This is a genomic window from Nostoc sp. ChiQUE02 (assembly GCF_034531305.2).
In the GTDB taxonomy this organism is placed as follows: domain Bacteria; phylum Cyanobacteriota; class Cyanobacteriia; order Cyanobacteriales; family Nostocaceae; genus Nostoc.
The window spans coordinates 114,582-139,582 of record NZ_JAVRBN020000005.1 but is presented as its reverse complement, the minus strand read 5'-3'; the positions used below and the strand labels follow the sequence as shown (position 1 = coordinate 139,582).

The window sequence follows — 25,001 nt, the reverse complement described above, 5'->3', positions numbered from 1 at the left end:
CTCAGCTAGCTGCTCAAGAACATAATCAAGACCACTCCCAGGATAATCGATCCACTGCCAAGGATAAATGACCAGAAGCGATGATAACTGTTGACAATAGTGCCATTTTCACTTTGGAGTTGAATCAGATCCATCCAAGGTGCAACACCCCGACGGAACCAACCCACAGCCCCAACTTGTTCACCAATCAAGCTTTTCACTCGCTTCATCCCAAACAGGAAATTGCCGATGGGGCCAAAGCGTGAGGCGTAATGCAGATAAAGCATTCCGCTGCGATCCTGAATTTTTAAATCGGAACCAAACTTATAACCAGCATCGCCACGACCAATTAGTTGACCTTCCAGTTTTGCAGGTTGTCCACGCAACGGACTGGCGTAGGGGTCTGACATGAGGGTGAGAATATCAGTTTCTGGTGCTTGCTTGTAGTCGGGGAACATCACCAAGGCTTTAACAATAATCCCTATCCCTAAACCAATTAGTGGGACACCAAATACTAAACCTGTGTTTTGGGAATTTGACCACAGAATCACACTCATTACCAAGCCAACTAAGAAACCAATTGTTTCAGCGCCATACAGGACAACGTCTAAAAAGAAGTTGCCGTAAAGCCTACTCTTATTAAGAGTTTTGCCTTCTCCAATAACTCGCCCCATATCAAACTCAGTCGGTAAACCCAATTGTTCAGCATAGTTGCTTAATGCACGAACTCGTTTACCTGTCAAGGGATGAGTTGAATTTAACTCCATCCACCGGCCCCAAGGGTTAAACATATCCCACAGAAAGACGCGACCAATTTTTTGGGGATCGGATGCAATGCGGTAAGCGGTTCCTGTGGAAGCGGCGGCTTTATGGTCATAAATACCCAAGGCGCGAGTCCCTTCAACTAAACGGCTAGGTTCTGGCGATCGCGAACCTTCTTCTAATATCCCATAGGCAATCTTCACCAAAGCGCGGGATAATCCATTGGGATTACCTGTACTTTCGGCTGCAAAGTGATCGGCAAAGTATTCCCGTGTGCGGGAGAGGTACAGCACGAGATAAGTACCGACGACATAAAACACGTATGCAACTAGGGCAGCACTTTGCATGGCATCTTTGATTTTGCTATCGCCACCGCCACGCCCCAATCTTCTAGCTGTGCTGTAAATTAGGTAACAAATTTGCACCAAGGTAGAAGCTACAGTCATCACTGCAAAGTCCCAGTGGACAATGTGCCCCAATTCGTGGGCGTAGACAGTAGCAATTTCATCGTCATCCAGGTATGTAAAAAGTCCCTGACTGACGACTAAACGGGCGCTGTTCGGCAACGATCCATAAGTAAAAGCCGTGGGATTTTGGTCGTTAATGATTCCCAGTCGTGGCGTTTTCAGCTTTTTCTGCTGACAGATTTGGCGAATAACTTTAGCTGTCTCTGGACTGAGGGTTTCAACTTCTGCTAACTCTACCCAGCGAGTTTGGTAAAGCCAGCCTTGAGTTAAATCCATGATGAATGGAGACAAGAAAAAGGCGGCGAGATTAAAAATTAATGTAATACCAATAGCGATCGCTAGCCCTTGGAGTGGATCGTCGCTACCCACAATAAATACTAAGCTCAAACCTAAAGCCAACACCATGCCAAACAGCAAGGTCATGGTGACACCAGAAGCTAACGCTAAACTACCACCTACACCCCCCATCGTTAATTTCATCCCAGTAGTGGCGGCGCGACCAGCTTTTTGGCTGGCTTTAGACTGAGTTGCTGGGGTTTGGCGGAAGGATTGACTAGCTTGTTCTGCCCAACTACGAGCCTGTGGGTTTTCACTCATCATTAACTTTTGACACAGGCTCTTGGCTTTTTCGATTTCGCCTGTGGCTTGATAGGCTTTCATCAGCCACATCTGTGCTGAAAGATAATCTGAGGAATCATGCTCAACACAATCGCGGCAGAATTGTTCGAGTAATTCAACCGCTTCTTGATAACGTTTTTGTTTTAAGGCATCTAATCCAGATTGCAATGACATAGGATCTCCCTAGCAAAGGAGTGGTATTTAATCCATCAATACTCAATAGATCCAGCGAGCGTCACTGCAATTTCGTAAAAATTTAAATAATGACAGTATAAATTATTTACTTAAGTAAAAGACTAGAGAAACATAAATTACGATGTCTCTCTAGTCTCCGGTACGCATAAATCATATTTAAGACTTTCAAATAAGCTCTGCAATAATACTTAGAATATTATTGAGGCTGTAAATTTATTATTTATAATTTCTTGGTGTTCCATAATCACAGAATAAATGTTTTGAACCTAATCTTGCTTCACCCGATCAGAGTAATTATTGATTACCCAGATGGTTCACCCGATTGGGGGAAGACGATAAGCAACGGTGGACTCAGATTGATAAGATGAAGAAAAAGTAATGATTTGTACTATGACTATTCTTAACATTGCTTCTCCCCTAATTGCGATCGCCGGGCAAACCCGCCAAGCTGCAAGTAAGCTAGCGATTCTCTCCACTGAGGCAAAAAATCAAGCACTTGATGCGATCGCTCAAGCTTTAGAATCAGCTAAAGATGAAATTTTACAAGCAAATGTTGCTGATTGTGAAGCTGCTAGTGCCGAAGGAATTCCCAAACCGCTCTATAAGCGCTTGCAGTTGGATGAACATGAATTAAGAGATGCGATCGCAGGGGTACGAGATGTTGGTAAGCTAGCCGATCCAGTTGGAAAAGTGCAGATTCACCGCGAACTAGACACTGGTTTAATTCTCAAGCGGATTACTTGTCCTTTAGGCGTTTTGGGGATTATTTTTGAAGCCCGTCCAGAGGCGGCGATTCAAATTGTTTCCTTAGCAATCAAATCCGGAAATGGTGTAATCCTCAAAGGTGGAAAAGAAGCGGTGCGTTCTTGCGAAGCGATAGTTAAGGCAATTAAGCAAGGATTATCTCAAACTGCTGTTAACCCTGATGCGGTACAGTTGCTGACAACTAGAGAAGAAACTCTAGAACTTTTGAAATTAGATAAATATGTGGATTTAATTATCCCTAGAGGTTCTAATTCCTTTGTGCGGTTTGTGCAGGAAAATACGCGTATTCCAGTACTAGGTCACGCCGACGGGATTTGTCATCTTTATATAGATAAAGCCGCTGATATTTCTAAAGCAGTTCCGATTACCGTCGATGCCAAAGCGCAATATCCCGCTGTTTGTAATGCAATTGAAACTTTGCTCGTTCACTCCTCTATTGCTACAGAATTTTTACCAAAAGTGGCTGAGGCTTTGGCAGAACGTCATGTGGAATTAAGAGGTGATAAAAACACCTTAAGAATTTTGCCTAACATCAAAACTGCAACAGAAATAGATTGGGAAACAGAATACAGCGATTTTATTTTGTCGATTAAGATTGTAGATTCTATAGAAGATGCGATCGCCCATATTAACAAATATGGTTCTCGTCATACCGATGCCATTATTACTGAAGATTCAGCATCTGTTGAAACTTTCTTTGGACTTGTCAATTCCGCTAATATATTCCACAATTGTTCTACCCGATTTGCTGATGGTTTCCGCTATGGTTTCGGTGCAGAAGTAGGGATTAGTACGCAACAAATGCCTCCTCGTGGCCCTGTTGGTTTAGAAGGATTAGTCACATACAAATATCAAATGACTGGCGATGGTCATATTGTAGCTACCTACACTGGGGCGGATGCTAAATCCTTTACTCACCAGGATTTAGTGTAAAATATTCTCCAAATTATATGCTTTAGTAACGCTAGAAATACATCGGATAAATCGGTGTATTTTTTATGTTAGTTTTTCTGAGTTGTTAAAAGTTTTAATTGGGCCATGCCATCGATCATCATTTAAGAAAACCTCGTCAAAAGCTCCATTAGTGTATTGATTTATTACCTTGCTCCAAAAGACTTGTGCGTCTAAGTTAAAAGCAGTTTGCCGTACCTCCCAACTCCCAGGAAACTGGTCGAAAATTTGAGTAGCTACTTGTTCACCAATGCCCTGACTTCGATATCTCCTGAGGATAAAGAACTCAGCAATAGACCTAGCATTGTTATCTCGATGAAGGCAAGTGTGCTGATTAACAAGTACAAACCCTGCCAGTTTCTCATCAACTTTAATCAGAAATGGGTGTCGCTGAGGTTCTGTCCAATAGTAATCAAGATATCGATAGCCAAACAAGCCATAGGCATCTACATCTTTAGCTTCTATCTTACTCAGGTCATACTGGTATAGTTCCATTAAATTACACAGCACTGACTTCTGTTGTTGAGTAGCTTTTACCACTTCTATTTTCATAAAGCATCTACAATACTGGAACTAAAACAGTGGCTCTGGAATTGAAAAATTCCAACTGGAAACTGCAACACATTTTCAGATGGCATTGGCAACTTTTTAAATTGTGGCTTGTGTGGCTTGCCCTTAAGTAAACTCCAAAAATTAAATTGCAATACGCTTGGGTTAAGGCTAAAAACTAAATCGGCGTAAGTTGCGTTGAGGAACGTAGCTTACTTCCCGCATGGTAACCCAACATTATCAAGGCTTTGTTGGGTAACGCTTACACTCAACCCAACCTACTATTCTTCTTAACCCAAGCGTATTGAATTAAATTGCCGATTTGACTTTAGACCTTTATCAATAAGCTGAGACTCTTAATAAGATGCTTACTCAACTCAAAAGCTTGTCTACTAAGGCTTGTATCTTACCAGGCAAGGATTTTATGACTTGTGTATACACCGTACTCTAAAAGGAGATGGTTAAAAAATAAATCTATAGATAGATTGACATCAGATTTGTTCACCGAAAGTATCCTTCCTTCGTAGCAAACTGGTTATAATTATTTTCCATCTCTCTCAGAAATTAAATTCTCGTCTAGACAGCATTTATATGGGACGTGTTCGTTCTAAATCTGACTTACCGACAAAAATCTGTCCGGTATGTCAACGTCCTTTCACATGGCGTAAAAAGTGGCAAGATTGTTGGGACGATGTGAAATACTGCTCAGAACGTTGTCGTCGTCGCCGTTCTGAAGCTCAAAATGAAACTGACCGCAACACAGACGCAAATAGCGCAAGAGATTAATGGAGTTACAGGTGCAACCTAAATTAATTATTCATGGCGGGGCTGGTAGTTCTCTCCACGGTAAAGGCGGATTGGAAGCGGTGCGCCGATCGCTCCATACAGTAATAGAAGAAGTTTATTCTCTGCTATTATGCGGAGCAACTGCCTCTGAGGCGGTGGTACAGGGTTGCCAAATGCTCGAAGATAATCCCCGCTTTAATGCTGGTACTGGTTCAGTACTGCAATCTGATGGGCAAATCCGGATGAGTGCTTCTCTGATGGATGGCGCATTAGGGCGGTTTAGCGGTGTGATTAATATCTCGCGGGTGAAAAATCCCATTGAGTTAGCGCAATTTTTACAAAACTCACCAGACCGAGTGCTATCAGATTTTGGATCGGCTGAGTTGGCGCGGGAAATGCAAATTCCCAGCTATAACGCTTTAACTGATTTGCGATTACAAGAGTGGATACAAGAACGCCAGGATAATTTTAAAAGTACAATGGCTGGCGTGGTAGCAGAACCTGAACTGGTAGAAACCAGCAATGCCGGACGCGGTACCATCGGCGTGGTAGCTCTAGATGCCTACGGTAGGCTAGCTGCTGGCACTTCTACAGGTGGTAAAGGCTTTGAGCGGATAGGAAGGGTAAGTGATTCTGCAATGCCAGCAGGCAATTATGCTACTAGTCATGCTGGTGTAAGTTGTACTGGCATAGGGGAAGATATCATCGATGAGTGTCTAGCTCCCCGGATTGTAGTACGTGTGACTGATGGTATGTCTCTGAAGGAAGCCATGCACCGATCCTTTGGGGAAGCGCACCAGAACAAACGGGATTTGGGAGCGATCGCTTTAGATATCAATGGAGCGATCGCTTGGGGCAAAACTAGCGAAATCTTACTCGCCGCCTACCACGACGGCGAAAAAATTGGTGACACTTTGGAATGGACTGGTAACGAACTGATTGGCTATTGTTGAATCAGTTTCAGCGCTTCGGCTAAAGTTTCTTGCTGATCAACCATTGCAGCTAATTCTTGGGCTTCATAACGCCCTTCAAAAGCTTCTAGCGCCGCTCTTTTCAGTGCCACTTGATATCCTTGTTGCAGAATATCCATTAATTCTGCTTGATTCAAGTAAAAGCCACCGGATTTGCGGCGCTTGTTTATTTTGTTGATTTCACGCACTGTATTTTCTATCGAAACATCCCAAGAACGAGTCGAACGTTTTTCAGCCTTTTGTTTAATTAAATGGATGAGCAGAATTACACCATAACTATCAATTTTATTGATTTTGTCACTGAGGCTCATTTCTTCTAACTCATCCACCAACAGCAGTGCCTCATGGATTTTGCCTTGTTCTAGAAATTGCCTAAGTTCTAGCAGTTCTTCCATCTTATGTGTTGAGATTTTGGCTTTACTACTAATCTAGCTAGATTAGACATCTTGCAAAACTCCTGGCTTCTGCTCTCAAAGCACAGATCAACCGCGATTAACACTAATGAATTATTTATGTTGATCTGTGGTTTTATTTTCAACACCTTTCCTGCGCCAAGCGGGTTTTACTACCTGACGACTACGGGCAATCACCAAAGAATCATCAGGTACATCTTCTGTAACTGTAGAACCAGCGGCAATGTAGACATCATCTCCCAAGGTGAGTGGAGCCACTAAAACGCTATTGGCACCAGTTTTTGTGCGATCGCCTATTTTGGTACGGTGTTTCTTCACGCCATCATAATTGGCAGTAATTGTACCAGCACCAATATTTACCTGATTGCCGACAACGGTATCACCTATATATGACAAATGTGCTGCATTCGTGCGATCGCCTAATTGAGTATTTTTCAATTCCACAAAATTCCCTACACGGCAACCAGCACCCACCTGTACCTGACCGCGCAAATGAGCGTAGGGGCCAATTCGGCTTCCTGACTGTACAGTGCTATTTGCTACCACTGAATATTGCACTGTGACATTTTCAGCCAACTGACTATTTTCAATTAAACTCCCCGGTCCAATATGACTTCCTGATTGAATAACAGTATTTCCCCGTAGATGAGTTTGGGGTTCAATAATTACATCCGGTTGTAATTCCACAGTTTCATCAATGGTGATGCTTGTCGGGTCGATGAGAGTGACACCCGCCAGCATCCATTTTTCCTTGACTCGTTTTTGCAAAATTTCAGATGCTGTTGCCAGTTGCAGGCGATCGTTGATGCCGAGAATTTCTTGGGAATCTTCCACATCCACTGCCATCACTTGTCCAACTTGAGTGACGGCATCAGTGAGATAGTATTCTTTTTGGGCATTGTTCGCCTCTAGGTGAGGCAGCACTTTTGCCAAATCTGGCCAGCGGAAACAGTAAACCCCAGCGTTAATCCGGTGATTTTGTCTTTGAGCAGCAGTACAATCCTTATGTTCGACCATTTGCTGCACAATATTTTCATCGTTACAAAAAACCCGCCCGTAGCCTGTGGGGTCGGGTAGGTGCGAGGTGAGAATAGTGGCGGCGTTTTGATTTTGAACGTGAGTTTGTAACATCTGCTTGAGAGTTTGGGTGCGTATCAACGGTAAATCACCGTTAAGTACCAGCAAATCCCCAGTGTAATCTTCCAAGTGGGGCAGTAATTGCTGGATAGCATGACCTGTTCCCAATTGCACAGTCTGTTCGACAAACTCCAAGCTGGGAATTGAATGCATGGCGGCTTGAACTTCCTCGGACTGATATCCTACAATCACGATTCGCCGTGAGGGCGAAAGTGGTTCTACACTTTCGAGAACTCTCTCTACTAGCGATCGCCCACCCAAAGAATGTAAAACCTTAGGTAAGCGTGATTTCATCCGTGTGCCGCGTCCTGCCGCTAAAATTGCTACAACTACCATAATTAGCTATCAGCTATCAGTGAAATTGTGATTAATGCTGTTGGTACTTTAAGATATAGGCTCAAATCATACTAGCTAATCATAGAAGACTGAAATATACAATGAGTCAGGATAATAGAAATTCGTGCTAATTATGGTAGCGACAAAATCCCCTACTTCCACTCCCTAACGTTTTGACTAACAGGAGCGAATAAACTCTGCAAACTGCTGCATTAGTTTGGGATTACGCCAACCGAAATCAGCTTCTTCTTGCATCACTGAAAGTGCTTCTGCTGAAGGAAAAGCTCTTTTGTAAGGTCGTTCGCTGGTTAGGGCATCGTAAATGTCAATTAACTGAAATACTTGCGCTAGGTAGGGAATATTATCCCCCTTGAGTCCATCAGGGTAGCCTGAGCCATCCCAGCGTTCGTGGTGATGGCGAATAATGGGAATCACACCCCGCATACTGCGTAGTGGCTGGCAGATTTTTTCTCCAATCAAAACGTGTTGCTGCATGATCTGCCAATCTTCGGGGGTGAGTTTGCCTTTTTTGAGCAGCACTGCATCGGGAATACCCACCTTACCGATATCGTGGAGATAACTACCCCACCTCAAATCTCGAATTTGGTAGCGTGAGAGGTTAAGGTATTCACCAAAAACTTGTCCCAGTTTTACCAGGCGTTCACAATGGTTGCCTGTATTGGGATCGCGACTTTCAATAGACATGGCAATGGAAAACAGTACTTGTTCGGCATGGTCTAAATCTTCGTTCAAACGCTTCTGCCGCACCAAGGACTTTACACGCGCCGCCAGTTCTACACGATCAAAGGGTTTGGTGAGAAAATCATCTGCCCCAACTTCAATTCCCCGAATGCGCGATCGCCTGTCATTTAACGCTGTAATAAAAATTACTGGGATTAGCCTAGTCTGCTCGTCCTGTTTGAGCAATTGGCACACTTCAAATCCATCCATTCCTGGCATCATCACATCCAGCAAAATCAAATCTGGTTGTTTTTGAGTTACCAATCCGACAACAATAGAACCACTGTCCGCCTCAATCACTTCGTATCCTTCCATGCCCAAGAGGGCAACAGCAGTCATCCGACTGGCGGCATGATCGTCAACTACTAAAACCTTCGGCGGATCTAAATCAAACCCATTCACTTTAGAACCTTTGGCTTGTAGTGTTCTAGAGACCAATGAATCTTCACCACAATTAACATCAGCTTTTATCCAAGAAGACACTGCTTGGCTATCTTCAAGCATAAGGTCTCCTTGAGATAAGCCTAAAGAATAACTCTCCGCATTTTGCGATCCTACGGCATGATTTGAACCTATACTCTTCACTGTGCTAATGGGCTTTGACCCACTAACAACTTCTTCTGTAAAGCCTGTATGGTTGGATTTCCATTGAATCACAAAGGCACTCCAAGTTTTTGCACAAGTTAACAGTGTCAGATTTCAAAAACAAATTTAATATTCAACTGTATCTGAGCCGGAGTTTTCATAGGGATTATGCATGATGTCAAGCTGCCTATCTGAATTTTTCGCAGCCTGTATCTTTTATGTTACGAACAAGGTGTATCTTGTTGTCAAATTTTTTGCTTCTAATTCCAGTATGATGAATTTTCACAAATGTTAAATCAGGTTTTTTACGGAGATTCTTTAACCTAAGGGCGTCAGAAACCGTTATAATTGACCACTTTATATCGAATATCGGGTTTTGAGTTTCAAATCTTTATGGTAATCATTAAATATATATATTTTTTTACTTACTCAGTTATAGCAATACACAAGTATTGCTAATTGGTATGTGATAATAAATACTAACATCAGAAGTAAGCTCTTTGGCTCGTAAAAACTCGTTGCCTGAGTTTTTGGAAAAGAAATCAGAATTTTTGGCAAAAAATGTCTAATTTTTCGGAATAAAGGACTGAGGATCAGGCTTGTAGTTGCCGCAGCTACGCCCGTAGTAGACATCGCAACTGAACTACAAACTAGTTCCGATAAAATCCCTACCTTGTGTTCCCAACAGCCATCTTTTTCGCCAATGGGAGGTAGGTTCCAGGCAAGAGGTTTGTTGCTCTTGTTGTCGCCGCTTCACTATGACTTCGGTTGGATCGCTCAATTGAGGATCGCGATAGGGAATAGCAGCACGAGTTAGCAAGTGTTCTTTTTCAACTTGTGAAAGGGGCAGAGGAGACTCTTTACCTAGACTCACCTCTTCTCCCCTACTCTCCCGGTTACTGAGCGACTTGCCTTGACTTGTGCCGAGCATCTCGACTTCGCTCGATGGAACTGGAGCCGAGGTAGCGAAGTCGAAAGGAGTCGAAGTATGCTCCCCTACTCCCCCACCTCTTGCGTGTGCTGCCACAGTACCAGGCGATCGCCTTCCCACGGGTGGGGTAGAATATATCACCAAGCCAGCAGACAAAAGTGCTGTGCGTACAGCAGCAGCACAAGAATAAGTGGCTAATAAACCATCTGGATGTAAACACAATGACAGCTGTTTAATAAATTCAACAGTCCATAATTGAGGACACTGTGGTGGTGAAAAGGGATCAAGGAAAATTGCATCTGCCCAGAAACCCGACTGAAGTACTAGCTTTATCGTAGTTCTGGCATCGCCAATTAGGAGCTTCGCTTTCAGGCAAGGTGTTTGCACTTGATGCTCAAAAGCTAGCTCTTTCAAAATTTCAATATAGTTACAGTTCCAATTATCGTAAAAGTGATGAGCGATCGCAGCTTGCGGTACCGCTGGATTCACTTCTAAACCGATTACTTCAACACAACAACTGGGATTCACTGCCCAAATTGTCTGCAAGGCAGCAGCTGTGTTATATCCTAGACCATAACAAACATCCAATAGTCGCAAGACTGGTTTTTGCGCGGCTGTAGCCAGTTGAGTAGGTTCCACAAACTTGAAAAAACTCTCCTGCTGCGCTCCATAATGACTGTGAAAGGATTCACCAAACTCTTGAGAGACAAAGGTGAAAGAACCATCTGCTGTTAGCTTAGGTGTAAAATTCTCTAAGTCTGACATCTTACAAAAAAAACTAAATAATGACCAATGCCCAATTCCCAATTTGTTGTTTCGTCAGCTTGGCTGTTTGAACATCTAGAAGATCCGCAAGTCGTTATTGTGGATTGTCGCTTTTCTTTAGCCGATCCACAACTAGGACAAAAACAGTATCAAACAAGTCATATAGAAGGGTCATGTTACTTAGATTTGAATCAGGATCTTTCCAGTCCAGTGGGTCAACATGGCGGGAGACATCCTTTACCTAACCCCAATGATATAGCTAAGGAATTTGCAGCGATTGGGGTAAATTACCAAAAAAGTTTAGTTGTAGCTTATGATGATTCGCGTTTTGCCTTTGCGGCTCGTCTATGGTGGCTGTTGCGCTATCTAGGACATGAGCAAGTAGCAGTACTGGATGGAGGTTTTGCTGGATGGCAAAAAGCTGGGTATCCTGTTACAGATATTATTTCTCCCCCCCGGATGGGTATGTTTGTAGCTCAAGTACAAACAGAAAAGGTGGTAGATATGACGGAGGTGAAAAGCCGGAAAGAGAGCCACAAGGTAGTATTGGTAGATTCAAGAGAAAGCTATCGCTACCGAGGTGAACGAGAGCCAATTGATAAAATTGCCGGACATATTCCCGGTGCAGTCAACTATCCCTGGCAAGAAGTTACAGACTCTTCTGGCTACCTAATTCCTCAAGGGGAACAACGCCGTCGGTGGGAAAACCTAGAAACAGCCGAAGAAATCTTGGTATATTGCGGTTCTGGTGTTACTGCTTGTGTGAATTTACTGTCTTTAGAATTAGCTGGCATTAGCAAGGGTAAACTTTATGCTGGTAGCTGGAGTGATTGGATTAGTTATATGTAGTCATTAATCATTGGTTTTTCACAAAGGACAAATTTCAAAACCGACCTAATTGCAAACTGTAATTAACACTGAAGAACCAGCCATCAAAATCAATGTTTTCGACGGTTGAACTACCTAAACTTACTCCAGCCTGTACATTTAGATTAGTGGTATCGGATATTTGGTAATTTAAGTGTCCGAATAGCCGATGAAATTCGTCTTCTCGATCGCGTTGTGTAAAGTCCGAGAAGTTACCCTGATAGTCAATACCAACCTGAAGAGGCTTTTGCAAGTAGTAGTTCAGAGACACCCAAAAGGAATTGATTATCCGATTACGACTTAGGGGATCAGCAAAATCTACACTAAATTCGTACAAGCTATCTAGCGTTAATCTTGAAGTTAAGGGATCTCGCCGTCCCAAAGCCAGTTGTAGGGAGTTCTCATTTAAAAAGCGATCGCCTGCTTTGAAGCTATTGGGGCGATCGCTGTTGTTGGCATAAAATAACTGTTGATTGCTCCAACTGATTTCTCCGAACATTCGCTGAGATAGCTGCTGATAAAGACTGAGATTAAATCTCACCTGGTTGTAATGATATTGTGACTGATTGATATAACGAATGAGATTGCCATCAATTGAGGCGTTTAAATAAGTCTTAGATGTCAAAGGGAAATATGCAGAGGCTAGTGTCAGTCCAGAAATAATTAAACCATCTTCTATGGGACTATCATTTGAGGAAAAAATATTATTCGTCTGGAAGTAGCCTATACGGCCCTGTAGATAGCCTATGGGTTGAAACTTAGGTACTATGGGTTGTTCTATGGGTGGTAGCTGCTGTTCTAGGGGTCGTAACCGCACCCGCAATCCCAATTCGCGATCGCTATCAGACTCAGGTGGCTGTTTTGGCGATCGCAGCAGCTGTATTAGCCTCTCTAGCCTTTGGGAGTAATTTATCTCAGGTGCATTTAATAGTTCCTCTTTTGAGTCTGAAGGAGATGTAGGCAAATTACTTGGCTGCGATTCTAGCTGTGGCGAGTCATTTTGCTTTTGACTATCTTCAGGTTCTTCAGTTTGGACTGGGGTTTGAGTAGTTTCTGGTGTTTGCTGTGTCAGATTCAACGGCATCTGAGAGTCTAAAGGATGCAACTCACTGGACTGCTTGCACAAAGAGTTAATTGTCTCTTGCTCCAAATTCTGACATAGCTGCCGATAAGTCACCTGTATACTTGCTAAATTTTCAGGACGCCAAATATCTGTATTTGCAGATTCTGCCGCATCTACTCTAATGCAACACCAGCTTCCACCACTGGATGCTAACAAAATACAAAAAAACAAATTTTTCCAGTTTTTGAGTCGCATCTGGTTAGATCGCGTTGATCTCGTTTGGCAAATGTAGACCCACAAGCTATATCGGAAGTTCCGATTCAGAATATACAATTGATTGCATCTATTTTAGCGTTGTAGGTATATACTGAAACTACAAACTAAAATTGTTACTTTTCGGATTTTTTCCCAGATTGTATTGTAAAACTGAGATGCCCCGATAAAATTTTTGCTGAAATTTAGTGAAATACAGCCAGTAAGTAATTTCACAACAAATCCCTAGCAACTTCTTGTTATGCATAAATGATGACCCTGTGGCTGAACTGATTAGAAAGGATTATTTGTAAGGTACTCCTCATTTAATTGTTTATGTTAAATACTAACTTTTAAATCTGCTACAGACTTTATTGCACACAATGTCACTTTCAGAAGGAAAACTTAAATAAACTAAATACATATAGTCATATAGTAATCCGATTTGATTCCTGAATTTACTTGCGTAGAGAAGGAATAGGGAACAAAAAAGAAGGAAATATATCTGTACTAAGTTCCTTAAAAAATCAAATATGAGTTATATATTTTCTTGGTTATTAATTTTATGTATTAAATCTAAAGTAAAATTTAAACTAATTTATCTAAAAAAATTCCTCTAACAATTACCATTAACTTAAAAATTTAATTTTTTTTGATATTAGTTGAAGCTTAAAAATTATCAAACTATGTTTTATAAATCGTTTCCACTATTGGTGATTGGTTTATGGGGAGTTATAGTACTGCCTTTGCCAAATCGGGTAAGTGCCATAACTCCTCTAACGCGAGCAGAGATTCAGAACCTCCGCAACGTCGTACAACTGATACCCAAAGATAAATTGAAGAAACGTCCTGCACGCAAATTAGATGCAATGTCTCCTGGGGACGGGCTGTCAACTGGTCGAGCTTCCCTAGCGGATTTGCGATTCAATGATGGCTCTTTGGCACGAGTTGGAGAACAGGCGTTATTTCAATTTTTGCCGAAGACTCGTGACTTTAAACTGTCAAATGGGACTGTGTTGCTGCTCATCCCACCAGGAAAGGGGCAAACACGTATACAAACACCAAATGCAGCAGCAGCAATTCGTGGTTCAGCATTATTTGTACGCTACAACCAACAAACAGATACCACGATTGTGGGTGCGCTGACAAATAGCGGCATTGAAGTTTCTAACAAGGAAGCTTCTGAAACTCAGGTGCTGGAAGCAGGGCAAATGGCGATTATAGTTAAAGGGAAATTTCAGAGGTTATATGATTTTGATCTGAGAAATTTTTATGAAACAAGCCAACTGGTTCGGGAACTTGATTTGAACAGGCAAAGTCCTGTGCCTACAGCTGATCCAGCAATCACCAGTGTTCAAGCCGAAACTGCTGCGGCCTTGCAAGCACAGCCACCGATAAAAGGCGAGGGAGTAATTGAAAACCCCTCTTTTGTGCGGCTAAGTCCTACACCCGACACCCCAACTGAGACAAAACCCGTAACCTCAACTAAGACAACACCCGTAACCTCAACTAAGACAACACCCGTAACCCCAACTGAGACAAAACCCGTAACCCCAACTGAGACAACACCCGTAACCTCAACTAAGACAACACCCGTAACCTCAACTGAGACAACACCCGTAACCCCAACTGAGACAACACCCGTAACCTCAACTGAGACAACACCCGTAACCCCAACTGAGACAACACCCGTAACCCCAACTGAGACAACACCCGTAACCCCAACTGGCTCTCCAAGCACATAAAACTGCTAATGGCGGTACAAGATGCTCTGCAAATGCCGAACGCGGTTCGTTTTGTCATAATTTTGCGTAAGTCCTGTGGAACTTAGCTGTTCCAATGCATTAGCACAGACTTATGCCCGACACCAAAGGCAGAACCATGACAAATAATTATAGTTACTGCCTCTACAACTACAGCAAAAAGTGATATTCCCTACGACCAGAGAGCATCTGCTAACGCTAGATTAAATCAAGGACAGGACTTACACAGGGTTTACCAGATATTCTTCTTATATAGTTCAATCAGATTCTGTGTGTAAGTTCCCAGGAACTAACTTGTTGCTAAAGAGAACATAAATTTATGACTTTTGATTACGACCTGTTTGTAATTGGTGCGGGTTCAGGAGGTTTGGCGGCTTCTAAACGGGCGGCTAGCTATGGAGCAAAAGTGGCGATCGCTGAATATGATTTAGTTGGTGGCACTTGCGTAATTCGCGGTTGCGTTCCTAAAAAACTCATGGTCTATGGCTCTCACTTTCCCACACTATTCAGTGACGCTTCAGGCTATGGCTGGAAAGTGGGTAATGCGGAATTGGACTGGGAATATTTCATTACCTCTATAGATAAGGAAGTTCGACGACTGTCGCAACTACATATCAGCTTTTTAGAAAAAGCGGGAGTGGAACTAATTTCTGGTCGCGCCACATTGGTAGACTCCCACACAGTAGAAGTTGATGGACGAAAATTTACAGCAAACAAAATTTTAATTGCTGTTGGTGGGCGTCCCGTCAAACCAGATTTACCAGGGATGGAATATGGCATTACCTCCAACGAAATGTTTCACCTAAAAGAACAACCAAAACACATCGTTATTATTGGCGCTGGTTATATCGGCACGGAATTTGCTAGTATTATGCGCGGTTTGGGTTCTGAGGTAACACAAATTACCAGAGGTGAAAAGATTTTGAATGGGTTTGATGAGGATGTCCGCACAGAAATTGAAGAAGGCATGACGAACCACGGAATTCGGCTGATTAAGAATAATGTGGTGAAAGAAATTGAACGTGTGCCAGAAGGGTTGAAACTGACTTTATCAGGGGACGACCAAGAACCAGTAATTGCCGACATATTTTTAGTGGCGACTGGTCGAACTCCGAATGTAGATGGACTAGGTTTAGAAAATGCTGGGGTTGATGTTGTCGCTAGTTCTATCGAAGGGCCTGGATACCCTACCACAAGTGCGATCGCAGTCAATAAATATAGTCAAACTAGTCAACCGAATATATTTGCTGTTGGTGATGTCACTGACCGAATTAATTTAACTCCTGTAGCCATTGGCGAAGGTCGCGCCTTTGCCGATAGTGAATTCGGAAATAACCGTCGCGAATTCAGTCACCAAACTGTACCCACAGCCATATTTTCTACCCCAGAAGCCGCTACAGTCGGCTGGACAGAAGCCGAAGCACAAGAACAACTTGGTGATGCTGTAACAATTTATCGCACTCGTTTCCGCCCCATGTATCATAGTTTAACTGGTAAGCAAGAGAAGATAATGATGAAGTTGGTGGTTGATAGCAACACTGATAAAGTGCTAGGCGCTCACATGGTAGGTGAAAATGCAGCTGAGATCATTCAAGGTATAGCGATCGCTGTGAAGATGGGCGCAACTAAAAAAGACTTTGACGCCACTGTTGGTATCCATCCCTCCACAGCCGAAGAATTTGTCACAATGCGGTAATAAGAGTTATGAGTTAAAGAAAGAAACTCATAACTTAAAATTCCTAACTTCTAACTACTGTACAGACGCGATTAATCGCGTCTCTCTAACTCCTAACTATCTACAGCCTTGCAATACATATATCTTCACGGCTTTGCTTCGAGTCCTAAATCTGCTAAAACGCGGGATATAGGCGATCGCTTTACCCAAATTCAAACAAAGCTAAAAATTCCCGATCTCAATGCTGGCGATTTTTCCAAGTTGACAATCACTCGTCAGATTACTCAAGTTGCTGGAGAATTCAGCAATGATTCTACGCCAGTAACGCTGATTGGCTCAAGTTTGGGCGGTTTAACCGCTGCCCACTTGAGTCAGCAATATTTACAAGTACAACGTCTTGTGCTGTTAGCACCAGCTTTTGGGTTTTTATCCCATTGGTTGCCCAAGCTAGGCGATGAGGAAGTACAGCGTTGGCAGCAAGAAAAATATATCATGGTCTACCACTATGGGGAGGAGCGATTAATTCCTTTAAGTTACGATTTCATTACAAATGCTGCCCAATACCCAGAAAAGCTTTTGCAACGTCCTATCCCCACCCTAATTTTGCATGGAAAAAAGGATGAAGTCATTCCTATTGAAGCCAGTCGTGACTTTGCGCGTTGGCGTCCTTGGGTGGAGTTAGTCGAACTCGACAGTGACCACGCCTTGGGTAATGTTATGGAAGAAATTTGGCAGGCAATTCGCCTCTTTTGCCAATTACCTTGAAGCTGTAAAATATTAGACTCTCACATAACTAATTCCTTAGTCATTAGTCTTTTGTTTAGTTACTAATGACTAATGACCAATGACTAATGACTAAAATTATGCTTCCCTTCATCCGGTCAGATTTAGCCCAATTTACCGCATACAAACCTCACCCCAGCAGCAATACAGCCGATTCTGTCCCCACACAGTTTGATCGGCTGGATACAAATGAAAGCCCCTATGATTTACCATCGGAGTTAAAAGAAAAACTGTCCTGGACGTATCAGCAAGTAATTGAAACAAATCGTTATCCAGATGGCGGACATGAAACACTTAAGGATGCGATCGCCGAGTACGTCAATGAGTCAGCTGGTCTCTCTTTATCTATTACTGCTGCCAATATTTCTGTGGGCAATGGTTCAGATGAGTTGATCCGCTCCTTATTAATCGCCACCTGTCTAGGAGGAGAAGGTTCAATTTTAGTTGCCAATCCCACTTTCTCTATGTACGGAATTCTGGCACAAACTTTGGGCATTCCTGTAGTGGCGGTGGGTAGAAATGAAACAAATTTTGAAATTGACTTAAAAGCCGCACAGTCTGCCATTGAAAAAACTCAAAATCCTCCCATTCGCGTAGTTTTTGTAGTCCATCCCAATTCGCCGACTGCCAATAGCTTAACTGCGGCAGAGTTGGCATGGTTAAGAAGTTTGAGCGAGCAGATTTTGGTAGTAATTGATGAAGCTTACTTTGAATTCAGCCAGACTACCCTAGTAGATGAATTAGCACAACATCCGAATTGGGTAATATTACGTACTTTTTCTAAAGCCTTCCGATTAGCATCTCTCCGTATTGGCTATTGCGTCGCTCATCCTGAAGCGATCGCCATCTTAGAAAAAGTTCGCTTACCCTACAATCTCCCCAGCTTTTCCATAGCAGCAGCATTAGTTGCTTTACAAAACTGCACACTCTTGCTGGAGTCAATTCCCCAAACCCTGAGTGAACGAGCCAAACTCATCGAAATTTTATCTCAGCAACCAGAACTGCAAATTACCCCAAGTGCTGCTAATTTTATTTACCTGCGTCTTAAACCAAATGGCTTTAATTCACAAGATGCTGCTTTAAAAACTTTCCACCAGAAACTTCGGACACTCGGCACTCTTGTGCGACACATTAGCGGAGGATTACGAATTACTGTCGGGACAATAGAGGAAAACACCCGCACCGTAAATCGAGTACAAGCTGCTTTAGCAAATTTGGAATCTTAGCAATTCACTCAGTAATTAAATCTGCTGTTTACCTCACTGCCCAAACGGCGTACTATTCCCACTGTTTGTGGCAGCACACCCACTAAAAGAGCAAAGGCAACATCTGGCAGAAGAGCCACTATTTCTGGTGGAAAGTATTGTTCAAATTGATCGAGAATCTTCTGGACTCGCTGCCCAGGTAGTGGGTTTTCTGTAATTTGTTTGATCAATCGAATCCACTGTCGCCTAATCAAGTAAGCCTTCTGGCGCTCTTCATTAGATTCTGGAGTTAATAAAGACAGATTACCTATGGGCAGTGCCCTTTGGCAATCACAATCGTAATCCCCACCCACAGCAGCCCCAGGCCCAGCAAACTCTGCATGGTAGCGTTTAAAAAGTATTAATCCATTTCGTCTACGACTATTGACGATGAAAACTTCTCCACTGTGCAAACGTGTAAGGATATCAGAGCCTTGCGATTGCTCAGTTCCGTCTGACATGACAAGAGAGTCAAGGAAACTAGTTTCAGGGTAATAAGTTGATACCATAGAGGTCTGATAGCGTTGATGCTGTTCGCTATCCATGTTTTTTAAAGTTTCAATGAATGTGGTAGTAGTATGCACTTCAAAATGGAACTAGTTGTTATATCAAATCAGGTTTTTCAATTTTTTTATTATCAAGACTTTTCTGGTCAATTTAACTAAAATCGCAATAGACACGCGTTGTTTCAGTAATTGAGTGATTATATTTTATGGGATATAACTAGATTTGTCTGTAAACTATAGGAATGTTTTCTTAAAGTTTTTATAAAGATGAATATCTTAATTACAAAGTTATTATGAGGGAATGATGATTTTTGTAAGCAGAATTTCTGCATATATTGCCATTATAATCCATTTCTTTATCTATATCGAATACTTTAAAATATTTTTTAAAAATCCAAAAAGGCAAAATTTAATATTATAAAATATTAAAAATATTTACTAAAAAGGTACTTTTTTAAAATAGTGAATGAAATTTTTCATGGTAAGTATAAATAAAATATTTATCAAAATAATTAACCAAAAGTTATTTACTCGGTTTTATCTAGATGTTTAACTAAGATTGGCTAGTTTTTTTAATTAAGTTAGTTTGTGTTTGATTATCGCTATGATTAACAGATTTTATCCCAATTAATTCCAACATAAAATTTTACAATACAGAATTCAGATAATGGAGTCAGCACTCAGGTGCTTGTGCAATAACATCTGGCTTGAGCGTCTTAGGAAAAATGTATTCCAATTCGACTCGACTTTATGTACCCGATATCCCAGCTTGAAATAAAGCTGTCTTGCTTGATGGTTATTTTCTAAAACATGGAGATATAAGTCTTGAAATCCCCACTCGCTAGAAACTTTTTCACAGCTAGTAAGTAATCCTGAGGCCACACCATGTCTACGGTATTTTGGGTGAACCGCTAAATTAGATAAATAAGGAAAACCTACACCAACTTGGCTCCATGAATCACTGTAACGTACACCTAGTTCCACACTTCCCACTAAGTTATTAGCCTCGCCAGTAGTAGCTTCAAAGGCTACTAAACAAACATGACGGGGCGCAGGTGATGCCATCCGATGCCTTAAGTCTTCGTAAATACCCAGACGTAGCAATGGGAAAGCCCATCCCCATATACCCTTGTGGGAGTGAAAGCTTTCAGTAATAATTTGGGCAACACCAATCAAATCAGCAGGTGTAGCCGTACGAATTTGGAATTGGCAAGAAGCTGGATCGATTGGCTGTTGGTTGTATGGGTGAAAAAACCGATATTTCAAGGCTAGTTTAGTATTGATTTTATTCAAAGAAAATTTCTCAAATATTCTAAAACACCATTTCAACTAAATGAAAACTTAATAGCTGCCCAGGAGATTAAACCGACTCGATATTGCTAATTCGCTTTGGCTTGTGGATCAAACCAAGTTTTACACTTTAGTCTGGGGTTTTATAACCTGCATTTTTGAAAGAGTCTTAGGAGTTACAGCTTCATAAATCTATAACCTTAAATTCAGTAGCTTCAGGTGCATCCCTTGTTTTAGGTAGGCAGGATATTAGACTGATTACCATAAAAACATCTGTAAAGTGGTACAGCTTTAAGTGAGTGGGCAGAGAAATAGCATAACTTGTCCGTAGACAGCACCTACAAAATTGTTAAGTAAGTACACCATCGGCAAACTCTGATTTCAAAACACCCTTGGTTGCAGTACTGAATTTGTTTTTGCAGTTGCCGCTACACTGATACTACTTTGCTACTAGGTCATAGGAATAGGCTGTACAGGTACTGGGGCAAGAATCTGCAAGGTTCCCTAATCCCTAATCTTTAACTCTTCAACCACTACCACTTGTCTTAATGATAGTTCTGATTGCTAAATTAGAAAGAGGTATTTGTCTAATAGTATACTTTGGCTTTAAATCTTATTGTTTTAATTTTGCTGACTGTACCATGACTACCATAAATAAAATTTACCTGCAAATGTTAGTACAACTGCTGCGGAGGGAAAACTTAATATGCAGCTTCATCTGGATTTTCCAGCTAACTATGAGCGCTGTATGTAGTATCAGACATTGCTCACAGGAGGTGAAGGAAGATTTGGCAAGCAAGCATCGGCTCTGTAACACTAAAACAGACTATGAAAGCAATTACACTGCACCAAAGCAAACGGTAATCGGCACAAGCCATTGAGACGAATTACTGTGAGTAAACGCTCCTACACTCAGCAGTCATGTAGCCAAACAGCCTTATTGGTCAAAATGCTCTGCTCTCACTTGGCTCAGAAAAATCCTTACCCAATCAGATTATTCTTTATCCGACTGCCGTTGCAGCAGGAAAGCGGTGCATGAAATCCCAAGCAAACAGTAAGCCTAAAATTTTGGTTGTCGATGATGAACCAGACAACCTTGACTTGCTTTACCGCACTTTCTATCGCGACTATAAGGTGCTAAGGGCAACCTCTGGTCCTGCGGCCCTCGATCTGCTGGCTCAAGAGGGAGAGGTCGCAGTGATCATCTCCGATCAGCGGATGCCGATGATGAGCGGTACAGAATTTTTGAGCCTGACAGCAACTCAATATCCAGATATTATCCGGATTATTTTAACTGGCTACACCGATGTCGAAGACTTGGTGGAAGCAATTAACGCTGGTAAGGTATTCAAATATGTCACCAAACCCTGGGAAGCTGAGGAGCTCAAAGCAGTGGTACGCCAAGCTTTGGATACCCACAATGTTCTCAGAGCCAGAACCCGCGAACTTACCCGCACACTTCGTCAAGAATCGCTGCTGAATAGCGTTACAAATACAATCCGTAGTGCTTTAGACTACAGACAAATTTTGCAGGCAATTGTAGATACAGTGGGTCATATGTTGGAGGTGGATGTCTGTCTGTTGCGTCCCTTCCAAGATGAGCAGTTGGCGGATAAAGGATTTATTTATCAGAAGGCTCTTTCTGAAGAAGCAGGGGAGCAAGGGAGCAGAGGAGAGGTTGCAATAGGTCTTTCCCCTATCTCCCCAAAAGGGGATCTGAGTTCCACCATTTCCGGAGCTTTGTCTCTTTTGGCTCAGACGATTTGGGAAACCCGCGAAGTCCAAGTGATTCACGACGCGATCGATGATGAGCGCATTCACGGTGATACTCCCGAACTGCGCGAACGTGGGGCAGCTTTTGCTGCTGCTAATATTTGTTCTAGTTTGGTTGTGCCATTAATCTGCCAACAAGAACTAATGGCAGTGCTAGCACTGCACCAGTGTTCGCTGCCTCGCTTCTGGGGGGATGAAGAGGTGCAGTTAGTGTTGATGGTAGCAGATCAGGCAGCCTTAGCTTTGTCTCAAGCTTATGCTTACGAACAAGTACGTGCCCTTGCCAAACGAGAGAGCTTGATTAATACGATTACTAGCGCGATTCGCTCTAGCCTAGATCCCCAAGATATCTTTGCGGCGATCACCCAGCAACTAGGACAAGCTTTACAAGTCGATGGCTGTGTCCTGTCTTTGTGGACAGAGGAAGATGAGTTTGTCGAGTGTGTGGGCTTGTATGACAGTTTTCAACATCCAGAAAATTTGCGATTGCCAGCCCCAGACAATAATTCAAGCAAGAATCACCTATCAACCCAGAGATTACCCTATTCTCAAGCATCTATACAGGAAAATCCAATCCTCCAACAAATGCTACAGACACATGAACCTGTGGTAATTGGTAATGTGAGCCATTCTCCCTCAGATGTGCAGGGTTTTGATTTGCCTTTAAAAATGCCAGCGCGATCGCTAATGTTTGTACCATTATTAGCTGATGGTAAATGTATCGGTAGTATTACATTGCATGAGGGTAAAAAAGTACGCCAATGGCTGTCATCTGATATAGATTTGGCAAAAGCAGTAGCAGCTCAAGCAGCGATCGCTGTACAGCAGTCACACTTATATCAAAAAACTCGTCAACAAGCTGAACGCTTACTGGAGTTAGATAAACAAAAAACCGAATTTTTCCAAAATATCTCCCATGAGTTTCGCACTCCCATCACCTTGATTCAAGGGCCTTTAGAGTCGGCGGTGGCTGCTGGTGAGGGATTATCTTACTCCCAAAGTGCGATCGCCCTGCGTAACTCCCGTCGCCTGCTACGACTGGTAAATCAACTCCTGGATTTACAACGCCTGGATGCGGGGAGAATGCAGCCTAGTTTCCATCCCTGCGATTTAGTCGAATTTGTCAGCCAAATTGTTGAATCTTTTCGTCCCTACTGCGAGAAAAAGAGATTAAATCTCGCCACTCAGTTAGATGAATGTTCTACGGTGTACTTGGATATAGAGAAATTTGACAAGGTGGTTTACAACCTTCTGTCAAATGCCATGAAGTTTACTCCTGAAGGTGGCACGATCAGTGTCAGACTAAAATCTGAGCGCGATCGTTGCATATTGCAAGTACAAGATACTGGAATTGGCATTGTTAAAGAACAAATTCCCCATTTATTTGAGCGCTTCCGCCAAGCTGAAGGTTCAGCAAACCGCTCCTATGAGGGCAGTGGTTTGGGTTTAGCTTTAGTTAAAGAATTGGTAGAATTACATGGTGGTCAAGTAACTGTGGAATCTGTTTACGGACAAGGCACTACCTTTAGTTTATGGCTTGTTACTGGAAATGCTCATTTACCTGTACAGCAAGTACTAGAAACGCCTACCGAACTGAACACTAGCCGCGCTAGCGTTGAATTGGCTGATTTAGAACTTGTAGAGCCAACAACAGACAATATTGAAGATATTACAAGAAATTTCCCCCCCATTATTGATACTCAAGACTCAGCACTTAAGACTCAGCACTCAATTTTAGTTGTAGATGATAACCCGGATTTGCGAACCTATGTATCTGAGATTTTCCGCCGCAACGGCTATCATGTACAGACAGCTCGTAACGGTTATGAAGGGCACAGTATAGCTAAGGAAATTATACCCAGCTTGATTGTGACTGACTTAATGATGCCCTTGGTGAGCGGACTTGAGATGATTCAGATGATTCGCAATGAGGAGAAGTTGAAAGGAACACCAATTATTCTGCTGACAGCGAAAGTTGACGAAGAAACCCGTATCGAAGGTACAGAACATGGCGCAGATGCTTATTTAGCAAAACCATTCAATGATCGGGAACTTTTGGCGGAAGTTCGGAATCTTTTAGCGTTGAAAGAAAATGAACGACGAATTGTGGAGTTAAATACTTATCTAACAGAATCGGTGCTAAAACGCTTTTTGCCATCTGTATTGGTGCAAAAAGCTGCAACCGGAGATTTAACGTTAGATTTGCGCCCAGAACCACGCTTAATTACAGTTTTGTTTAGTGACATCGTGGGTTTTACACAGTTATCAAATACTCTCAGATCCCGACGAGTCGCAGAATTGCTAAATGAATATTTAGAAGCTATGACCAAGGTTGTATTTGGCAATGGCGGCACTGTAGATAAATTTATGGGAGATGCTATCTTAGCTTTATACGGAGCGCCAGAAGAGCTAACCCCCAATGAACAAGTGCGCCGTGCCATCAATACAGCAAGAGCAATGCACCGCTCACTGGCTGACTTAAACCAGCGCTGGCGAGACCAAGGTGTATTCGATGGTGACAGACTTACTAGCGTCCAGTTTCGGTGCGGTATCCACCAAGGTACTGCTGTTGTGGGGATGTTTGGTAGCGCTGAACGTGCCGATTATACTGCTATTGGTCCAAGCGTGAATATTGCTGCAAGGTTGCAAGCTGCCGCTCTTCCCGGTACGATCCTGGTTTCTGCTGCTGTGGCAGATTATTTGCAGGAAGAAGAAATTACTAAAGGTAGTCCGCTAGAACTTAAAGGAGTAGATGAAACAGTTTTGACTTTCGCTGTTACACCAGAGGTAATGGTTAATCGCTAAAATTTAGACTGGTATTTTAAAGCATTAGC

At 42.4% G+C, this 25,001-nt stretch carries 18 protein-coding genes; 9 read left to right on the top strand and 9 right to left on the bottom strand.

Annotation, left to right across the window (positions count from 1 at the left end):
- Positions 1-5: 5 nt before the first annotated feature.
- A complete protein-coding gene (locus RM347_RS07230; protein WP_322721117.1) occupies positions 6-2,000 on the bottom strand; it encodes a zinc metalloprotease HtpX in 1,995 nt (664 codons plus the stop codon).
- A gap of 411 nt (positions 2,001-2,411) precedes the next feature.
- On the opposite strand from RM347_RS07230, the gene RM347_RS07225 reads away from it, so the two are divergent.
- Complete coding sequence (locus RM347_RS07225) at positions 2,412-3,719, top strand: glutamate-5-semialdehyde dehydrogenase (protein WP_322721118.1); 1,308 nt, start codon at positions 2,412-2,414, stop codon at positions 3,717-3,719.
- 63 nt (positions 3,720-3,782) lie between these two features.
- Here RM347_RS07225 and RM347_RS07220 read toward each other — a convergent pair whose 3' ends face one another.
- Entirely contained in the window at positions 3,783-4,289 is a 507-nt protein-coding gene (locus RM347_RS07220) for a GNAT family N-acetyltransferase (protein WP_322721119.1), read from the bottom strand.
- Positions 4,290-4,877: 588 nt separating this feature from the next.
- On the opposite strand from RM347_RS07220, the gene RM347_RS07215 reads away from it, so the two are divergent.
- The gene (locus tag RM347_RS07215; protein ID WP_322721120.1) at positions 4,878-5,072 is read left to right on the top strand and encodes a DUF2256 domain-containing protein; all 195 of its coding nucleotides are present in this window, start codon (positions 4,878-4,880) and stop codon (positions 5,070-5,072) included.
- Positions 5,072-6,025 carry an isoaspartyl peptidase/L-asparaginase gene (locus RM347_RS07210; RefSeq protein WP_322721121.1) on the top strand — a complete coding sequence of 318 codons (954 nt, stop codon included), beginning with the start codon at positions 5,072-5,074 and terminating at the stop codon, positions 6,023-6,025. Before RM347_RS07215 ends, RM347_RS07210 begins: the two co-directional genes overlap by 1 nt.
- Here RM347_RS07210 and RM347_RS07205 read toward each other — a convergent pair.
- The 4 genes from RM347_RS07205 to RM347_RS07190 all read right to left on the bottom strand — a co-directional run bounded on the left by RM347_RS07205 (position 6,016) and on the right by RM347_RS07190 (position 10,951).
- Positions 6,016-6,438 carry a DUF29 family protein gene (locus RM347_RS07205; protein ID WP_322721122.1) on the bottom strand — a complete coding sequence of 141 codons (423 nt, stop codon included), beginning with the start codon at positions 6,436-6,438 and terminating at the stop codon, positions 6,016-6,018. The genes RM347_RS07210 and RM347_RS07205 overlap by 10 nt on opposite strands.
- A gap of 111 nt (positions 6,439-6,549) precedes the next feature.
- Complete coding sequence (glmU, locus tag RM347_RS07200) at positions 6,550-7,929, bottom strand: bifunctional UDP-N-acetylglucosamine diphosphorylase/glucosamine-1-phosphate N-acetyltransferase GlmU (RefSeq protein WP_322721123.1); 1,380 nt, start codon at positions 7,927-7,929, stop codon at positions 6,550-6,552.
- A 177-nt stretch (positions 7,930-8,106) separates the two neighbouring features.
- Positions 8,107-9,327 (bottom strand): two-component system response regulator, encoded by a 1,221-nt coding sequence (locus RM347_RS07195; RefSeq protein WP_322721124.1) that lies wholly within the window; start codon positions 9,325-9,327, stop codon positions 8,107-8,109.
- 571 nt (positions 9,328-9,898) lie between these two features.
- Positions 9,899-10,951, bottom strand: a complete 1,053-nt coding sequence (locus RM347_RS07190) for a tRNA (5-methylaminomethyl-2-thiouridine)(34)-methyltransferase MnmD (protein WP_322721125.1) — start codon at positions 10,949-10,951, stop codon at positions 9,899-9,901.
- 27 nt (positions 10,952-10,978) lie between these two features.
- Here RM347_RS07190 and RM347_RS07185 point away from each other — a divergent pair, with 27 nt between their 5' ends.
- Positions 10,979-11,800 carry a sulfurtransferase gene (locus RM347_RS07185; RefSeq protein WP_322721126.1) on the top strand — a complete coding sequence of 274 codons (822 nt, stop codon included), beginning with the start codon at positions 10,979-10,981 and terminating at the stop codon, positions 11,798-11,800.
- Positions 11,801-11,834: 34 nt separating this feature from the next.
- Here the strand turns inward: RM347_RS07185 and RM347_RS07180 are convergent, their stop codons facing one another.
- Entirely contained in the window at positions 11,835-13,136 is a 1,302-nt protein-coding gene (locus tag RM347_RS07180; protein WP_322721127.1) for a hypothetical protein, read from the bottom strand.
- Positions 13,137-13,819: 683 nt separating this feature from the next.
- On the opposite strand from RM347_RS07180, the gene RM347_RS07175 reads away from it, so the two are divergent.
- The 4 genes from RM347_RS07175 to RM347_RS07160 all read left to right on the top strand — a co-directional run bounded on the left by RM347_RS07175 (position 13,820) and on the right by RM347_RS07160 (position 18,580).
- Positions 13,820-14,878, top strand: a complete 1,059-nt coding sequence (locus RM347_RS07175; protein ID WP_428850523.1) for a FecR domain-containing protein — start codon at positions 13,820-13,822, stop codon at positions 14,876-14,878.
- A 337-nt stretch (positions 14,879-15,215) separates the two neighbouring features.
- Entirely contained in the window at positions 15,216-16,592 is a 1,377-nt protein-coding gene (gene gor, locus RM347_RS07170; protein ID WP_322721129.1) for a glutathione-disulfide reductase, read from the top strand.
- A gap of 108 nt (positions 16,593-16,700) precedes the next feature.
- Entirely contained in the window at positions 16,701-17,336 is a 636-nt protein-coding gene (locus RM347_RS07165) for a YqiA/YcfP family alpha/beta fold hydrolase (protein WP_322721130.1), read from the top strand.
- A gap of 98 nt (positions 17,337-17,434) precedes the next feature.
- Positions 17,435-18,580: a histidinol-phosphate transaminase gene (locus RM347_RS07160; RefSeq protein ID WP_322721224.1), complete on the top strand. Its 1,146-nt coding sequence runs from the start codon at positions 17,435-17,437 to the stop codon at positions 18,578-18,580.
- Between the two features lie 8 nt (positions 18,581-18,588).
- On the opposite strand, the gene RM347_RS07155 is transcribed toward RM347_RS07160, so the two are convergent.
- The gene (locus RM347_RS07155; RefSeq protein ID WP_322721131.1) at positions 18,589-19,143 is read right to left on the bottom strand and encodes a hypothetical protein; all 555 of its coding nucleotides are present in this window, start codon (positions 19,141-19,143) and stop codon (positions 18,589-18,591) included.
- A 621-nt stretch (positions 19,144-19,764) separates the two neighbouring features.
- Positions 19,765-20,397: a GNAT family N-acetyltransferase gene (locus RM347_RS07150; RefSeq protein WP_322721132.1), complete on the bottom strand. Its 633-nt coding sequence runs from the start codon at positions 20,395-20,397 to the stop codon at positions 19,765-19,767.
- A 1,032-nt stretch (positions 20,398-21,429) separates the two neighbouring features.
- Here RM347_RS07150 and RM347_RS07145 point away from each other — a divergent pair.
- A complete protein-coding gene (locus RM347_RS07145; RefSeq protein ID WP_322721134.1) occupies positions 21,430-24,972 on the top strand; it encodes a response regulator in 3,543 nt (1,180 codons plus the stop codon).
- The last annotated feature ends 29 nt before the right edge of the window (positions 24,973-25,001 follow it).

What these genes read in the sequence shown, in the direction of transcription:
- RM347_RS07220 (WP_322721119.1), bottom strand. Translation starts at nt 4,289, where the DNA reads ATGAAAATAGAAGTGGTAAAAGCTACTCAACAACAGAAGTCAGTGCTG.
- RM347_RS07230 (WP_322721117.1), bottom strand. Translation starts at nt 2,000, where the DNA reads ATGTCATTGCAATCTGGATTAGATGCCTTAAAACAAAAACGTTATCAA.
- RM347_RS07205 (WP_322721122.1), bottom strand. Translation starts at nt 6,438, where the DNA reads ATGGAAGAACTGCTAGAACTTAGGCAATTTCTAGAACAAGGCAAAATC.
- RM347_RS07215 (WP_322721120.1), top strand. Translation starts at nt 4,878, where the DNA reads ATGGGACGTGTTCGTTCTAAATCTGACTTACCGACAAAAATCTGTCCG.
- RM347_RS07210 (WP_322721121.1), top strand. Translation starts at nt 5,072, where the DNA reads ATGGAGTTACAGGTGCAACCTAAATTAATTATTCATGGCGGGGCTGGT.
- RM347_RS07190 (WP_322721125.1), bottom strand. Translation starts at nt 10,951, where the DNA reads ATGTCAGACTTAGAGAATTTTACACCTAAGCTAACAGCAGATGGTTCT.
- RM347_RS07185 (WP_322721126.1), top strand. Translation starts at nt 10,979, where the DNA reads ATGCCCAATTCCCAATTTGTTGTTTCGTCAGCTTGGCTGTTTGAACAT.
- glmU (WP_322721123.1), bottom strand. Translation starts at nt 7,929, where the DNA reads ATGGTAGTTGTAGCAATTTTAGCGGCAGGACGCGGCACACGGATGAAA.
- gor (WP_322721129.1), top strand. Translation starts at nt 15,216, where the DNA reads ATGACTTTTGATTACGACCTGTTTGTAATTGGTGCGGGTTCAGGAGGT.
- RM347_RS07155 (WP_322721131.1), bottom strand. Translation starts at nt 19,143, where the DNA reads ATGGATAGCGAACAGCATCAACGCTATCAGACCTCTATGGTATCAACT.
- RM347_RS07175 (WP_428850523.1), top strand. Translation starts at nt 13,820, where the DNA reads ATGTTTTATAAATCGTTTCCACTATTGGTGATTGGTTTATGGGGAGTT.
- RM347_RS07225 (WP_322721118.1), top strand. Translation starts at nt 2,412, where the DNA reads ATGACTATTCTTAACATTGCTTCTCCCCTAATTGCGATCGCCGGGCAA.
- RM347_RS07180 (WP_322721127.1), bottom strand. Translation starts at nt 13,136, where the DNA reads ATGCGACTCAAAAACTGGAAAAATTTGTTTTTTTGTATTTTGTTAGCA.
- RM347_RS07145 (WP_322721134.1), top strand. Translation starts at nt 21,430, where the DNA reads ATGAAATCCCAAGCAAACAGTAAGCCTAAAATTTTGGTTGTCGATGAT.
- RM347_RS07160 (WP_322721224.1), top strand. Translation starts at nt 17,435, where the DNA reads ATGCTTCCCTTCATCCGGTCAGATTTAGCCCAATTTACCGCATACAAA.